At 44.1% G+C, this 15611-nt stretch carries 8 protein-coding genes; 6 read left to right on the forward strand and 2 right to left on the reverse strand.

The annotated features are described in order from the left end of the window. The first annotated feature begins 691 nt into the window (after positions 1-691). Together QL919_RS03275 and QL919_RS03280 are read left to right on the forward strand one after the other, a co-directional pair. Positions 692-6889, forward strand: coding sequence for a transferrin-binding protein-like solute binding protein (locus QL919_RS03275; RefSeq protein WP_290188161.1), 6198 nt, complete (start codon positions 692-694; stop codon positions 6887-6889). A 127-nt stretch (positions 6890-7016) separates the two neighbouring features. Next, a complete protein-coding gene (locus QL919_RS03280; protein WP_290188162.1) occupies positions 7017-8570 on the forward strand; it encodes a surface lipoprotein assembly modifier in 1554 nt (517 codons plus the stop codon). Positions 8571-8716: 146 nt separating this feature from the next. On the opposite strand, the gene putP is transcribed toward QL919_RS03280, so the two are convergent. Beyond that, on the reverse strand, positions 8717-10216 hold the full coding sequence (putP, locus tag QL919_RS03285) for a sodium/proline symporter PutP (protein ID WP_290188163.1): 1500 nt from the start codon (positions 10214-10216) through the stop codon (positions 8717-8719). Positions 10217-10740: 524 nt separating this feature from the next. Then, on the reverse strand, positions 10741-11613 hold the full coding sequence (locus QL919_RS03290; RefSeq protein WP_101205469.1) for a LysR family transcriptional regulator: 873 nt from the start codon (positions 11611-11613) through the stop codon (positions 10741-10743). 435 nt (positions 11614-12048) lie between these two features. On the opposite strand from QL919_RS03290, the gene leuC reads away from it, so the two are divergent. The 4 genes from leuC (at position 12049) to QL919_RS03310 (ending at position 15364) form a co-directional block, all read left to right on the forward strand. Then, positions 12049-13467 carry a 3-isopropylmalate dehydratase large subunit gene (gene leuC, locus QL919_RS03295; protein WP_290188164.1) on the forward strand — a complete coding sequence of 473 codons (1419 nt, stop codon included), beginning with the start codon at positions 12049-12051 and terminating at the stop codon, positions 13465-13467. 14 nt (positions 13468-13481) lie between these two features. Next, entirely contained in the window at positions 13482-13784 is a 303-nt protein-coding gene (locus QL919_RS03300; protein ID WP_290188165.1) for a hypothetical protein, read from the forward strand. Positions 13785-13870: 86 nt separating this feature from the next. Beyond that, positions 13871-14521, forward strand: coding sequence for a 3-isopropylmalate dehydratase small subunit (gene leuD / locus QL919_RS03305; RefSeq protein WP_290188166.1), 651 nt, complete (start codon positions 13871-13873; stop codon positions 14519-14521). Between the two features lie 141 nt (positions 14522-14662). Beyond that, entirely contained in the window at positions 14663-15364 is a 702-nt protein-coding gene (locus QL919_RS03310) for a hypothetical protein (RefSeq protein ID WP_290188167.1), read from the forward strand. The last annotated feature ends 247 nt before the right edge of the window (positions 15365-15611 follow it).

Here is a 15611-nt window from a genome sequence, read left to right on the forward strand (position 1 = left end):
CAAGGCGCTAAGTGAGTTATTAGAATAAAAAGATTACAGTCAATATAATTGAGAACTATTGTTTGTCTGGTTGGTCAGGTTTATTTGCGTAAAGTATGAATATTTTGCCAAATTTGAATCTTGAGCAATATAATTTTGTTAAATATGAGAATTGATGGCAATTTTTAAGGAGTTATAAATCGAATTAATAAAATAGAAATGTAAATTATAAATCCTTATAATTTTTTATAGTAAAATTTTTAATTACAAATTATAGGTTAATAATCATAATAGGCAATAAGCTATTTCTCTTGGAAGAGTTTTTAACAATATATTATATTAGAAATGTTTAATACACTAGTTAAATTGCTGATATAAATACTGTTATTGATAAGGATGTTGCAAGATTAAGTAGTATACATGAGGATTCTACATTGAGATGTTAAGGATTGTTTGTTACGTAATTTTTTAATTACAAAAGGTTGGGTTTTTATATATGAGTAATTTTTAGAATGAAAATAGTAATAGGTAGTATTGAATAGATTTATATGTAGAAAGTATTTAGTAACCAAAAGTTACGAATGATGATATCAAATTTATAATCATTGACTTTTTGTTGCGAATTTGTTTATCTATGCAAGGCACTGGATAAATGTTGTGCTTAAAGGAATAAGTACCGGAATATTATCAATTCTTCATGGAGGAAGACCGAATGTCACCTAACCGTCATTCAATCTCAGCTGTATCGACAGCAGAAAAGCTAAAAACCCCGCTTAAAGCAAGTGTGGTTCTATTGACAACTGTAATTTTAGCATCATGCGCTACTGGTGGTGGAGACAACACCACACCTAAGTCATCTCCTACGATACCTGGGGGTGATGATAGTGCAATTGGAGGAGGTTCTGACGGTGAGGGTAGCGGTGTTGGTACTGGCAGTAATGCGCAAGCAGAAGCTGCAATAAAAGCGGCCGAAGCCAAAACGAAAGCTGCTGAGGAAGCGTTGAAGCAGGCAGAAGCTAAAACGAAAGCTGCAGAAGATGCGCTTAAAGCGGCACAAGAGAAGTATGGAGAGGAATCGAAAAAAGCAGCTGCAGCATCGCAAAAAGCGATTGATGCGGCAAAAGCCGAGGCAGTCAAAGCAAAAACTGCAGCAGAAGCAGCCAGAGTAGAGGCGGGAGCAAAAATTGAAGCAGCCGCAAAAGAAGCTGAAGGCAAAATTAAAGCGGCGAAAGAAGCAGCGGCTAAGGATGCCGTAGCAAAGGTGAAAGCCGCTGAAGAAAAGGTAAAGGCTGCTGAAGCTCGCGCCAATGCAGCAGAAGCTCGCGCCAATGAAATAGCGGAGTCACTGAAAGCTGAAGTAGCAGCAAAAGAAGCAGCCGAAGCCAAAGCTGCAAAAGCTGAGTCAGAAAAGAAAGCAGCCGAAGCTAAAACCAAAGCAGCTGAAGCTGAGACTAAGAAAGCTCAGGACAAAGTTAAAACAGCAGAAGAAAAGGCCGCCGCCGCCATAAAAGCCGTTGCAGCTGCAAAAGCTGAGGCAGATAAAAAGATTGCAGCTCTAAAAGAAGCAACAGCCAGTCAAGTTGCTGTCGCTGAAAAAGAAGCGACAGCGGCAAAAGAAGCGCTTAAAACTGCAGAGGCACAAGCAATTGTAGCGGCAAAAGCAGCAGCGAAAGCGGCAGCTGATGCAGCAGCAGCAGCAGCTAAAGAAGCCGCAGCTAAACTCGAAGCGGTCAAAAATGCCTCAGAAAAAGAAATTACTGCTGCAAAAAAAGCAGCCGCAGACGCTAAGGCGCGCGCTGATAAAGCTGTCGAAGATGCCGCTACTGCTCAAAAACGTGTAGAAGAAGCGGAGGCGATTGCTAAATCAGAGGCTGATAGAGCAGACTTAGAGGCTTCGCAAAAGGAACAGGCGATAAAGCAAGCTGAAGAAGCAAAAGCAGAGGCATTAAAGGCTAAGGATGAAGCAGTAAAAGCAAACAAAGAAGCAGCAGATTCTAAACAGTTAGCTGAAAAAGCTAAAGCGGACTTAGTAGCTGCCGAAGCAGCACTTGCTAAAGCTGAGAAAGACCTAGAAGAAGCGTTGGCAAGTGGAGGTAATCCAGACGCCCTACAAGCAGAAGTAGATCGCCGCCAAGCGGCACTTGATGCAGCAAATGCGGAAGCGGCCGCCGCTCAGCAGGCACAAGCCGATGCTCAAGCCGCAGCAGAAGCGCAAATCGCAGCCGCTCAGCAAGCCGCTCAGGATGCCAAAGATGCCTTAGCTGCCTCTCAAATCAAGAACGCACCTGAAGCCGCTAAGTCTGGGGTTCAGTCATTGAATATCAATGTAACCCCACTAAGTAAAGTTTATAACACCACCACCCGTGACTTTGAAGCAACGGATAATAGTATCGTAGCCCGCGCAGACATCGCTTCAGAATCAGAACCAGGCAAAGGTGATGGACTATTAGGTAAAGTTGGCGTCACAACATCAAGCAATGCTGACACAGCGCTTGCGAATGGCTTTATGAGTCATGCTGACAGTGCAGAAGTTTCTGTTCCAGCCTTGGGTCAGACATTGCCTCTAACGTACACCTCAACGTATAAAGACTTTGGCGATGACATGCGCATCGGTCACATTGATGGCAAAGCGGTCTTTAGTGGTGCAGAGTTACCAGTCAATGGCGTAGCCGTAATCGGTAATGCCACGCAAGAAGCGAACATGCCGACTGAAGGCAAAGTTGGTTATACAGGGGATGCCACCTATCGTACCCTAGGTTTCGATAATGCCATCGAATTTGGCACCTCAGTCTTTACTGCTGACTTTGTTGCTAAAAACGTGAAAGGTGATCTTAGCTTTGCTAACGCCGGTAAGATTGGTCTAACGGCTGATATCAATGGTAACCAATTCTCAGGCAGTGCAGATGCTAACAGCGGCTATCTCACTGAAGGTGGATTCTTCGGTGGTGATGCTCAGTATCTGGGCGGTGTTTACGAAGGCAATGGTGCTCAAGGTACCTATGGTGCCAAGAGTGACAAGCAGACCGCAGCAGAAAAAGCGGCTGTGAAAGCACAAGCAGATGCGGATGCAGCCAATGCAGCCATCGCAGGCGTTCAAGCACAAGCTGCTGTTGCCAAAGCTGCAGCTGACAAAGCGCAAGCTGACGCTGCTAAAGCGCAAGAAGCCCTAGCAAAAGCAGAAGAAAACTTAGCAAACGCCGGTAATGGTGAAGACCTGCTTGCTGCTGCCCTAGAGCGCGCGGCCGCAGCAGAAGCGGCCGAAGCTGCAGCATTAGATGCGGCAACCAAAGCGACAGCTGCTAAAGATGCGGCCTTAGCCGCGCAAGCTGCAGCAGAAGATGCAGCTATAAAAGCGCAACAAGCAGCCGACAAAGCCATTGGTGATGCCAAAGCAGAGGCTAATCAGAAAGTAGCAGAAGCCAATCAGCAAGCAGCTGATGCAAAAGCACAAGCGGCGGATGCTCAAACACGAGCTGATGCAGCAGAAGCCGCCGAAGCTAAAGCCAAAGCTGAAGCTATCACCGCCAAAGAACAAGCGGAAACAGCGATTGCTGCTGCTAACGCCAAAGCCGATCAAGCCAACCAACAAGCAAGTGCAGCACAAGCATTAGCGCAAGCTGAGAAACAAAAGGCTGAAACAGCTCAAGCGGAAGCAGATCAAGCCAAGAGTGAGCTGGTAACTGCACAACAAAAACTGGCTGAAGCAGAACAAGCACTAGCGGATGCTCTAGCTTCAGGTGGCGGCAATACCGAAGCCCTACAAGCAGAAGTAGATCGCCGCCAAGCGGCACTTGATGCAGCAAATGCGGAAGCGGCCGCCGCTCAGCAGGCACAAGCCGATGCTCAAGCCGTAGCAGAAGCGCAAATCGCAGCCGCTCAGCAAGCCGCTCAGGATGCCAAAGATGCCTTAGCTGCCTCTCAAATCAAGAACGCACCTGAAGCCGCTAAGTCTGGGGTTCAGTCATTGAATATCAATGTAACCCCACTAAGTAAAGTTTATAACACCACCACCCGTGACTTTGAAGCAACGGATAATAGTATCGTAGCCCGCGCAGACATCGCTTCAGAATCAGAACCAGGCAAAGGTGATGGACTATTAGGTAAAGTTGGCGTCACAACATCAAGCAATGCTGACACAGCGCTTGCGAATGGCTTTATGAGTCATGCTGACAGTGCAGAAGTTTCTGTTCCAGCCTTGGGTCAGACATTGCCTCTAACGTACACCTCAACGTATAAAGACTTTGGCGATGACATGCGCATCGGTCACATTGATGGCAAAGCGGTCTTTAGTGGTGCAGAGTTACCAGTCAATGGCGTAGCCGTAATCGGTAATGCCACGCAAGAAGCGAACATGCCGACTGAAGGCAAAGTTGGTTATACAGGGGATGCCACCTATCGTACCCTAGGTTTCGATAATGCCATCGAATTTGGCACCTCAGTCTTTACTGCTGACTTTGTTGCTAAAAACGTGAAAGGTGATCTTAGCTTTGCTAACGCCGGTAAGATTGGTCTAACGGCTGATATCAATGGTAACCAATTCTCAGGCAGTGCAGATGCTAACAGCGGCTATCTCACTGAAGGTGGATTCTTCGGTGGTGATGCTCAGTATCTGGGCGGTGTTTACGAAGGCAATGGTGCTCAAGGTACCTATGGTGCCAAGAGTGACAAGCAGACCGCAGCAGAAAAAGCGGCTGTGAAAGCACAAGCAGATGCGGATGCAGCCAATGCAGCCATCGCAGGCGTTCAAGCACAAGCTGCTGTTGCCAAAGCTGCAGCTGACAAAGCGCAAGCTGACGCTGCTAAAGCGCAAGAAGCCCTAGCAAAAGCAGAAGAAAACTTAGCAAACGCCGGTAATGGTGAAGACCTGCTTGCTGCTGCCCTAGAGCGCGCGGCCGCAGCAGAAGCGGCCGAAGCTGCAGCATTAGATGCGGCAACCAAAGCGACAGCTGCTAAAGATGCGGCCTTAGCCGCGCAAGCTGCAGCAGAAGATGCAGCTATAAAAGCGCAACAAGCAGCCGACAAAGCCATTGGTGATGCCAAAGCAGAGGCTAATCAGAAAGTAGCAGAAGCCAATCAGCAAGCAGCTGATGCAAAAGCACAAGCGGCGGATGCTCAAACACGAGCTGATGCGGCTGAAACGGCAAGATTAGAGGCTGAGGCTAGAGCAAAAGCAGCAGAAGATGCTCTTGAAGCCGCGCAGCAGCTACCACCAGCGCCTACTAATCCAAAGGCTCCCGTCAATGTAACAATAACTGGTTTCCAAAACAGTATTGCAGATCATGATAATAGTGGTATAAGTGCAAATACTTCTGCTAGCTATGATACGTACACTGCGCTTTTGAATGAGACAGGTTCAGGAGACTTTAAAAACTCTATAAATGTAGAATTGAGAAACGCATCTGACGAAGATTATGAAGGTAGTTTCAAAAAGAGCGAACTTAAGCAGATTGGCGGTATATTTAATAATAAATTAAATTATACGTCAACTTATAAGAACTTTGATGAGCAGATGCAGATTGGTCATGTATATGGAGACCTTAAAGGCCTAGCCAATGTAATCCGACTATCTAAGTTATCGAACGTATATGTACAGGGTAATAGTACAAATATCGACGATATGCAGTATATGAAAGAGCTATCACAGTACAATATCGATAACGGCATTAATGATGGTAAAGTTGACTATAACGGTGTAGCCAGCTATATCGGCAATAGTAAAAGTGAGATCATTGGAAAAGATCCAATCATTGGTACTTCAGAATTCAAAGTTGATTTTGTTGATAGTCAAGTGGATGGTACGTTATCATTCGATGGCTCTAGCGTTAGTCAGAAGAAGATTAAGGCTGAAATCACTGGTAACACCTTTGCAGGTAACTGGAATGGTGTTGATACGAAAGGGGGCTTCTTTGGTGAAGATGCCAATCTCCTAGGCGGTATCTATCAAGTCTCTGGTGGTAAAGGAACGTATGGTGCTACTAAGGTAGATCCAAGCGCAGAGCCGGTACCAGAACCTAAAGCTGTGACAGGCGTTATGAGTAATACCATTAGTAGCGTAGCGGGTACAGGTACTGACAATGCTATTGGTTATCGTCAGTTTGTGACAGATAACCAAACCTTCACTAGTACAAGTGGTGATGGTGAAGGTATGACACCGACCATAGTTGAAGATAGTGCTATAGATAATCTACCAAGCTATGATAAGTTTGAAGCCCGTCTTGATATCGTTAAACCTAACAAGTTCAAGCAAACAGCTACGATTACAACTGTTAGAAATAGTGACATCGCCTTTGACGCGGATAGCGGTTTCATGAAGTCTAAGGACAAGAATGCTGCTACCTTCAAAAACGTCGGGTCGGTCATTGGTGATATAGAGCTAATATACGACTATGACTCTGTGTATAAGAGCTTTGGCACACAGATGCAGATAGGCCATGTTTACGGTGATCTTCGTAAAGAAGGTTTTGCAGGTGGTGTGAAATCACGCTATGCCAATGTCTATGCCATAGGTCATGCCACCGAAAATATGCCAACTGATGGTAATGTTCAGTATGCTGGCGTTGCCACCTATATGGATAATCTACATTTAGGCTCGGGCGCTATCAAAAACCCAGTAGTCAACGGTACATCCACATTCAATGTAGATTTCGTTAATGACTCTTTGACAGGTGAGCTGACTTTTGCTGGTATCAATAAAAATATTGGCATAAACGCTACTATCGATGGCAATACCTTCGCTGGTAGAGAGAATAATATCGCGACATCAGGTGGTTTCTATGGTGATGATGCTAAATTCTTAGGAGGCATCTATCAAGAAGCCAGACTGGATGGTGATAGCGCTGTGCCAGGAACTGGTACTACTCCAGGTACAGGAACGACCTTCCAAGGTACCTTTGGCGCCGAAAAGCAATAAGGTAATATGACTGTATAACACAAACGAAAAAGCGTCCTAGGGCGCTTTTTTTCTCGCTTAAATTATCAAAATCCCTTAGGATGATTAAGTTTGGAAAATTAATGATCGTACTTAGGTAAGGATACCCATGAATAATCAATATATGTGCAAACATCTCACGGCTTCTATTTTACTATCAATGATGGCTTTTTCTTTACCAGCCATAGCAGCAGAGCCTGAGTTTGAAGATATAGAGCCAGAGCTTAACCAAGCAGATGAACTGCTTAAGCGCGAAAACCAAACAGCTGTATCAAATCCTACAGCTCCTTCTACAGCTGTCTCTGATACAGAGGCACAGCGTGCTATCAGAAGCCGCCAACAACTTGCCGCTGCAACTGCCTATAATCTAGAGGCGCTAAAAGCCAATCCAGCAGCGTTCAGCAAGTATCTCAATGATGCATTAGCTGCGCAGGATATGTTCACTGTTAAAGAATTACTGCCACACTACAAAGCACTTGAAACCAATGATCCAATGCTGATTCAATTCGCTGATGCATTGATATATCGCAGTGAAGCCAAAAACAAACAAGCGATTGAAATCTATCGTGACATGCTAGCGGCAGACCCTGACTTCCATCCAGTACGTCTAAACATGGCCATCGCCATGCAAGCAGATAAGCAGTATGCTGCCGCAAAAGAGCAGTTTTTAAAGCTGCAATCGGTTGAGCTACCAGCACCTGTCATGGCCAGAGTTCAAAATTCTTTATCTCAAATAAATAGGTCAGAAAAATGGCAGTTTAATGCCTCTGCCAGCTATGTCAGAGATAGTAATATCAATGATGCACCCTCGAAATCCATTCAATCAGACTTGGGGCGCTCGATTGAGCAAAAATCAGCCAATGGTATTCAGGTGTCTGGTAGTGCCAATAAGCGCTTTAATTTACCAGAGAACTTTTATGCAACCGTAGGTGGTAATGCCTCATTAAAAGGCTACTGGGATGAGACGGATTATAACGATTATCTATTAACGGCTTCTGCTGGCGTTGGTTATGATGATGCCAAAAATGATGTCTCACTTACGCCGTTTGTGACGAAACGATATTACGATGAAGAAGATTATAGTTTACGTAAAGGCATCACCGTCAGTGGCTCTCGCTGGGTAAAGCCAAAATTAAAATTGACGGCCACAGGTATTTTGTCCAACGAAACATTTGAAGATGATGACAATCAGAACCGTGAGACAGATGGTCAGTTTCTCGGGTTAAATGCGTTTTATATCAAAGATGCCAAAGAGTACTTCTACGGTGGTCTTGGTAATTATCAAAATGATGTGCCCAAATCTAGCATTATTAGCTATGATCGTAACTCAGTCAATGCGGGTTGGGGCCGTGAATGGAAGCAAGGCATCTCAACACTAGCGACAGTCGGATATGGGATAAAAGAGTATGAAGACCCTGCAGATGCCTATCCAGCTGGCAGTGGCGCATGGAAAGGTTACTATAACGCTGTAGGCGGGGAGCTTGGCTCAAAAAGAAAGGATAAAACCACCTCATTAGGATTGCAGGTATGGAAGCGTGACTTTACCGTGCTTGGACTGACCCCAAGATTGGTGTTTGATTACGATACCACTTCTAGTAACTTTGCCTATTATGATGATCGTGATGAAAAATCTGCGACCGTGTTATTAACCAAAAGCTTTTAATATCATAAGTTGCAGTATCAGGCAGCTAAATTAGCACAACTCTCTAACTATCATAACAAGCCAAACGCAAAATACATGTAATAAAAAACCTCGCCAACTACCAATAGATAGTGGGCGAGGTTTCTTTGTAGCTATAAATTGTAAGCTTATTTATTTAAGTTAAGCTCCATTTCTTTGTATTTAGCAGATACTGAAGGTCTTGGACCACCAGTCATGATACTAACCGCAAAGATTGCAATGGTACTTAAGATAAAGCCTGGAACGATAGCATATAACCAGCTGTTTAATGGTACGCCATTCATCTGGAATGGACCATAAACCCATAGGATAACAGTCAATGCACCGACAACCATACCAGCAACAGCACCGTTGCGGTTCATACGGGGCCATGTGAGACTAAAGATAACCAAGGGTCCAAATGCTGCACCAAATCCTGCCCAAGCGTTAGATACTAGGTTAAGCACCGAGCTCTCAGGGTTAGACGCCAACAAGATAGCAACGACAGCAACCACGATAACTGAGATTCGACCGACCAATACTTGACGAGCTTCGGGTGCGTCTCTATCAAAGAACAGCTTATAGACATCTTTCGTCAATGAGCTTGATACCACTAGCAACTGAGATGAGATGGTACTCATAATCGCGGCTAAAATAGCGGCCAATAAGAAACCTGACACCAGTGGATGGAACAAGAACTGGGTGAATACCAAAAAGATGGTCTCTGGGTCATCTAGAGTCATGGCAGTTTTTTGTACATAAGCACGACCAGCAAAACCTGTCATCAAGGCGCCGATAAGACTGATGATCATCCAGCTCATACCAATGTTACGTGCAGCAGGCACATCTTTGACTGAACGAATCGCCATAAAGCGCACGATAATGTGAGGCTGACCGAAGTAACCTAAACCCCACGCCAATAATGATACGATGCCGAGGAAACTCATGCCACTTGTCACATTAAGCAAGCTTGGGTCGATGTTTCTGACCGCTTCAGTTGTGGCTGAGATGCCACCAAGATCGGTGAAGGCAACGATAGGAACGATGACCATCGCAAATAACATGATGACGCCCTGTACAAAGTCAGTCATCGATACCGCTAGGAAACCACCAAATAATGTGTAAGCAACAACGACGCCAGCGGTTACCCATAGGCCTGTGCTATATGATAGATTCAGTGAGCTTTCGAACAGTTTACCACCACCGACTAAACTTGCCGCGGTATAAACCGTAAAGAATAAAATGATAACCACAGCAGAGATAACACGCAGCATGTGCGATTTATCTTCAAAGCGGTTGGCAAAATAATCGGGTAAAGTGATGGCGTTGTCAGCAACTTCGGTATAGACACGAAGACGCGGTGCCACAATGAGATAGTTCAAAAACGCACCCAATGTCAAACCAAGGGCAATCCATATACTAACCACACCATCAGCAAACATATAGCCAGGTAGACCAAGTAATAACCAACCTGACATGTCTGATGCACCTGCCGATAGGGCAGTTACTGCTGGACCTAAGTTACGTCCTCCTAACATATAGCCTTCAGTGTCATTGGCTTGCTTAAAGTAAGCGTAAATGCCAATCCCAATCATCACTAAGAAATAGGCGCCGAGCGATATCAGCACGCCACTAGAAACTCCGTTCATATAAATTGTCCTTAACCAACTTTGTTGGCAATAATTATTTTCACTATAGAGATTAAGTCTTACAAGACGCTGTCAAAACAATATCTAAAGACGAAAAAAGCCATTAAGTAGGACATAATGGCTTTTATTCGAAATCTGCTGTTAGTTTTATATGATTGATGCTGTTCTAGGGCTGATACTATAATCGATAATAATAAACCGATATTCATAAATAGTGATGAAAGCCATTATGGCTTAAGTGCGCCACCTGTTGATTCTGCACGCTCGCATCTACCAGTTACATACAATATTAGCCGCCTATATAACCAATCATTTAAAACCATTAAACCTACTGCTACCCATCATATCTTACTCGAAGTGTTCAATATATGACTATCAGTGTGGTTATGGTAAATTTTTGTTATAAAAAACAACGTCAACGGTATTATAACGTATGAGTCTCTCAAATGCGAATAGCGTTATTTAATAAGCTAGTAACGTGCTGCAAGCAGAAGTCGTCTACAGTTTCAATGTGGCAATGAGCCTCACTCGATAGGCGCAAGCAAATCTAATAATGCCGTCACGCTGCTAGATTGTGTGAGTTTCGGATTAATCACCACACCCAAATAACGTTGCAACTCAATATTATCTGCCATGTCGATACGTTCTAAGTCTTGGCTGACCATGGTTTGCGGCAATACTGACCAACCCAGTCCGACAGACACCAACATACGGATAGATTCAAGTGGGTTGGTACTCATTGTCGCGTAGGGCTTAAGGTTGTGCTTCGCAAATTCCGCTAAGGTAATCTGACTGGTGAAGGTATTGGCAGAAGGCAAAATGGCAGGGTAGCGTGCCAGCTGCTCTAGCGTCACATTAGATTTGGTTGCCAATGGCGATAGGGTGCCTGTCATAAAGTAAAGCGGGTCTGACCATAGCGTGTGGTAAGTTAGACGTTTATCATAGACTGGCGGTAAAGTAACGAAGGCTAACGACAGATCACCATCTAGCACAGCCTTGTGGGCTTTCTCTGAATCAACGAAATGTACTTCTAGCTGTACAGCAGGGTAGGCTTGAATAAAGTGCTTAAGTACGGGCGCTAAGTGATGCAAGCCAATATGATGGCTAGTACCGATTACCAATTTGCCAGAGACGATATGCTGAGAGTGTTGCAAATTGATTTTAAAGTTCTCATAATCTTCGAGCCAGCGTTTAGCGTGTGGCAGCATCTCGCTTGCCGCTTGCGTTGGTACGATACCGCGCCCTACAGTATCGAACAAAGTAATGTTAAACTCATCTTCCAAATTTTTGATGCGTTTACTGACGGCAGGCTGCGTGATAAACAGCTTTTCAGCTGCCCCTGAGATACTACCAGTGTGCATAACGGTGACGAATGTCGTCAAATTTGTGGTATTCAAACGGATGTCCTTAGCTACTTTGCGAGCTATAAATAAAAGTTGGCTGATCCAATCACAATGTATTAGAAATAAAAGTTTGCGTCTACGTAAAAATCATCAATTATTATTATAGGATTAGCCTGCTATAATCACAAGACATCGAGACGTATTGTCACATATTTATTTTATTAATTTGGTAATCGATGCTCTAACGCTTGTTTTATAAGCCTCTGATAACCATAAATATTAGATGGCAACGATAGAGTCTCAGTACACCGATATAGAGCTATATAAATACATAGACATAACAAATAAACAAAATTCTGCCTTATCGGTAGGTAAGCCAGTGCAATATCTAGTGAAAACTAAGCAACATCACAATTAATCTTAGTGTTTAAATCGTTTTTTAGAAAAGTAACTTGCAACCGTAATTAGCAATTAATAAAGGATAGCAACATGGCCGGTCAAACGTTATATGACAAACTTTGGAACGCTCACGAAGTCACCAAGCGTGATGATGGTTCGAGCCTGATTTATATCGATCGTCATTTGCTGCATGAGGTGACCAGTCCGCAAGCATTTGAAGGATTGGAGCTTGCCAATAGAGCGCCATGGCGTTTGTCTGCCAACATCGCAAGCCCTGACCATAACGTGCCAACGGTGACCAAAGAGCGCTCAGAAGGCGTGTCTGGTATCAAAGATAAGGTATCACGCTTGCAAGTACTGACCTTGGATGAGAACTGTGCCAAGTTTGATATTGCTGAATTTACCATCAACGATGCCCGTCAAGGCATCTTGCACGTCGTCGGCCCTGAGCAAGGCTTGGTCTTACCCGGTATGACGGTGGTTTGCGGTGACTCACATACCGCCACCCATGGCGCGCTTGGCTGTTTGGCACACGGTATCGGTACGTCTGAGGTTGAGCACGTATTGGCAACGCAGTGCTTGATTCAAAAGAAATCTAAAAATATGCAAATCCGAGTCACTGGTAAGCTTGGTGCTGGTGTGACGTCAAAAGATGTGGTGCTCGCTATCATTGCTAAAATTGGCACTGCAGGCGGTACAGGCCATGCGATTGAGTTTGCAGGGCAGGTATTTGAAGACATGAGCATGGAAGGTCGTATGACCGTCTGTAATATGGCAATCGAAGCAGGTGCTCGTGTGGGTATGGTCGCTGTTGACGATACCACAATCGAGTATGTAAAAGGCCGCCCTTATGCGCCATCTGAGGAGCAGTGGGAGCAAGCAGAAGCTTACTGGCGCACCTTGTATTCAGATGATGATGCGGTATTTGATACCGTGGTTGAGATTGATGGTAGCGAAATCGCACCACAGGTTTCTTGGGGCACCTCTCCTGAAATGGTCGTTGATATCACTCAATCGGTACCAACGCCTGATCAAGCCGTCGATGAAGCACAAGAAGAGGGCTGGTTGCGCGCTTATACCTATATGGGTTTAGAAGCTGGGCAAAAAATTACCGATATTCAACTGGATCGTATATTTATTGGTTCCTGTACCAACTCACGTATCGAAGATTTGCGTGATGCAGCAGCAGTGATTAAAGGGCGCAAAGTTGCGGATAATATTAAAGAAGCCATTGTCGTGGCCGGCTCTGGGCAAGTGAAGCTGCAGGCGGAAGCGGAAGGCTTAGATGCTTTGTTTACGGAGGCGGGTTTTGAGTGGCGCGAGCCTGGCTGCTCGATGTGCCTTGCGATGAATGCCGATAAGCTTGAGCCACAAGAGCACTGTGCCTCGACGTCTAATCGTAACTTTGAAGGTCGTCAGGGTAATGGTGGTCGTACGCATCTAGTCAGTCCAGCAATGGCAGCAGCGGCAGCATTAGCGGGTCACTTTGTGGATGTACGCACTTACTAAAGTACTCTAAAGAAATGGCTAATTTTGAAGTAACTAGAGATTCTGTTTGTATGGGTGATGATGCCGATGCACCTCATCATGCGGAATTCAGTTTAGAAACAACACTACCTTTGAAAGAGTTAATAATTACAATTTTAGATAATTATCGATTGGCTAGTGTTGCAAGCCCCACTGTTTATTGGATATGCAAAATTAACAATGTTCATGTGGCTACTATTATAGTTACTGATAGCTCATATAGACAGATTGATTTTGAAGAGAATTTCATCATTGAGTTATCTTCAATGAATCAAGTACATTTTAAGTATACTTTTTAAGTTTAAAGTGGAATTGGTGATAATTAATTTAATAATGCTGATAACTTTACACTTTGAAAATACAGGCTAATAGAAAAGGAAAAACCATGCAAGCTTATAACACCCAAACTGGTATCGTTTGTCCACTCGATCGCGCAAACGTTGATACCGATCAAATTATTGCAAAGCAGTTTTTAAAGTCTATTAAACGCACCGGCTTTGGCGTCAATTTGTTTGACGACTGGCGTTACCTTGACGAAGGTTATCCAGGTCAAGACAATAGCACCCGCGTGATTAACCCAGACTTTGTTTTAAATCAGCCACGTTATCAAGGTGCCACTATATTGCTGGCACGCAGAAACTTTGGCTGTGGCTCGAGCCGTGAGCATGCACCTTGGGCATTGTCAGAATATGGGTTTCGGACGATTATTGCGCCAAGTTTTGCCGATATTTTTTATAATAACTGCTTTAAAAACGGTATGTTACCCATTGTCTTGGACGAAGAAATCGTTGACACCTTGATGAAGGCCACAATGGCAAATGAAGGTTACGAGTTGACCGCCGATCTTGAGCGCCAAGTGGTTATTACCCCAACGGGTGAAGAATATGCCTTTGAGGTCGATGAATTCCGTAAGCATTGTTTGCTAAATGGTTTAGATGATATCGGGCTGACATTGCAGCAAAGCGATGTTATCAAAGACTATGAGCATAAAATGATGAATAAGACGCCTTGGATATTTAACGACGTTAGAGCGTAAACCCCTCATAGATAGGATATTACTCATAAAACTGCTGAACAATAGTAATGCAGCGTTGAGTTATGGCGGTGAACTGGCTAAAATGAAGGGTAGTTTTTCACAGTATTTTTATTATTTCACTTATGTATAGTAGCCGCCATTATGAATAAAATACGTTATGCTTTATGGACCAGTACAATTCTTGCTGCCAGTTTGTTGATGTCAGGCTGCCAGCTTTTTACCGGCTATCAAAAAATTGATGAGGCAGAGAATGCCGAGGCGTGGGCAGGTAATATTCAGCCCGTGGCAGGCGAAGTCAATATTGCCTGTGTGGGCACTTATCATTGCGAAATAGTACAAATAGATAAAACGCTCATCATCGCCCCTGATAGCCATGAACCGGTCAATCCTGCCATGCTGTCTACGCTAGCAAATAATACAGAGATGACACCGCTCACCAGTAAAAAGTCTATCAAGATAGTACCGCTATCTGACTCGGCTATGCCAGGGCTCACCAATTATTATGCGCGAGTACTGCCTGCAAAGCGTGAGGTTCATGTTAATTTTTACCCAGAAAACAACGTAGGCTATGTTGAGCGTTTTGCCATGATACATGACTTTGCTGATTCGGGTACTTATCAGCTACGCGCCTATCAAGAAAAAGCCAGTGGCAATACAGGCAGCTTGTTAGAAAATGCATCGCCTGAGCCTTTGTGCATTGAACTGTATCAGGGCAGTGTCGTACAGCGTCAATTCTGCAAGCAGTTGGATAGTGAACATCAAGGCGAGTTTGTAGAAACCAGTATGGCCAAAAATACAACAAAAGAAAATGCAGACGCTACTACTAAAAAAGCCAAAGTATAATCAAGACATAAAAGTGATTTGATATTAAAAGTTAAATCAGTATTTGGATCTGTATTAGTTGTTAACTACAGGTAGTAATCTACTGTTAATAACGGCCTAATATCAGTGAGTATTTAACATTTTCAGCGCAGAAATCCCCTACTTCTAAAGTAGTGGGATGAATGCGTTATTGATAACTACCCTTACTCCCTATGGTATTATAATTAATAATTACAACGCCAATTAACAACAAGCTCCTTATGACCAA

It is taken from the genome of Psychrobacter sp. APC 3426, assembly GCF_030408035.1.
GTDB lineage: Bacteria > Pseudomonadota > Gammaproteobacteria > Pseudomonadales > Moraxellaceae > Psychrobacter.